The sequence below is a fragment of the Vibrio sp. 10N.286.49.E11 genome (assembly GCF_041469505.1).
Taxonomy (GTDB): Bacteria; Pseudomonadota; Gammaproteobacteria; order Enterobacterales; family Vibrionaceae; genus Vibrio; species Vibrio crassostreae_C.
Genome location: NZ_JBFRKQ010000016.1, coordinates 1 through 1,374, shown reverse-complemented (window position 1 = coordinate 1,374; position 1,374 = coordinate 1). Strand labels below are relative to the sequence as shown.

The 1,374-nt window shown below is 46.4% G+C and carries 1 pseudogene; it reads left to right on the top strand.

What is annotated here, in order from left to right:
- Window positions 1-1,374: pseudogene (locus AB4167_RS03285) on the top strand (hypothetical protein); the annotation flags it as partial.

Sequence of the window (1,374 nt, the reverse complement as noted above, 5' to 3'; positions counted from 1 at the left end):
AACCAAACCGCAATCTAGACCACACGGTTAGCGAAGACATCGTCAAATCGATTGTCGTGACCTCAAGCGATGGCGATGTGGATGTTGAAACGGCGACGGTTGTTCTGACCATTACCGATGGTGATATTCCAACCATCGAATCCGTACCAAGCGTGACGCTATCAGAAACACAACTTTCTGATGGCTCGACACCAAGCGGCAGTGCGGTGAGTCAAACCGAGACTATCTCGTTTACCAACCAAAGTGATGATGTCGAGAAGTTCCGAATCGAACCAACTGAGTTCAATGTGGGTGGTGCGTTAACGTCGAACAACATTGCGGTTGAGCTTAAAGAAGACCCAGCAGACTCAGGCATCTATACCGGCTTTATTGATGACGGTGGAACGGACGTTCCTGTCTTCAGCTTAAGCTTCTCCGGTACTACGTTAGGTGAATACACCTTCACACTGCTTGAAGCATTAGACCATGCCGATGGCTTAGATAACAACGTGCTGACCTTCGACTTGCCAGTTTATGCCGTCGACTTAGATGGCGACGATTCATTGGTGTCTCAGCTTAATGTGACTATCGGTGATGATGTTCAAATCATGCAAGACGGTACGTTAGATATCACCGAGCCAAATCTTGCTGACGGTACAATCACAACCAACACCATTGATGTAATGCCAAATCAAAGTGCTGACGGCGCGACAATCACTCAGTTTACTTATGACGGTGTCGTAAACACACTGGATCAAAGCATTTCAGGCGAACAGCAATTTAGCTTCACGGAAGGCGAGCTATATATCACTCTTGGAGGAGAAGTACGCTTTGAGCCAAATCGTAATTTAGACCACTCAGTTAGTGAAGATATCGTGAAGTCGATTGTGGTGACTTCAAGTGACTTCGATAACGATTCTCTGACTTCTACCGTAACGCTGACGATTACTGATGGTGATAACCCTACGATTGACGTTATTCCAAGCGTAACCCTTTCTGAAACAAATCTGACTGATGGCTCCGCTCCTAGTGGCAGCGCGGTGAGCTCCACTCAAACCATCACATTTACCAACCAAAGTGATGATGTGGTTCGTTTCCGAATTGAACCAACGGAATTCAATACTAACGATGATCTTAAATCGAACGGTTTAGCCGTTGAGTTACGTGAAGAGCCGACAGGGTCGGGTGACTACATTGGTTTTACTACTAGTGCGACGAATGTCGAAACCACGGTATTTACGCTGAGTTTTTCTAGCACCATATTAGGTGAATACACGTTCACACTCATTGAAGCGTTGGACCATCAAGATGCCCGTGGTAACAACGAGCTCAGCTTTGATCTGCCTGTTTATGCGGTAGACAGTGACGGCGATGATTCACTGATGTCTCCGTTAA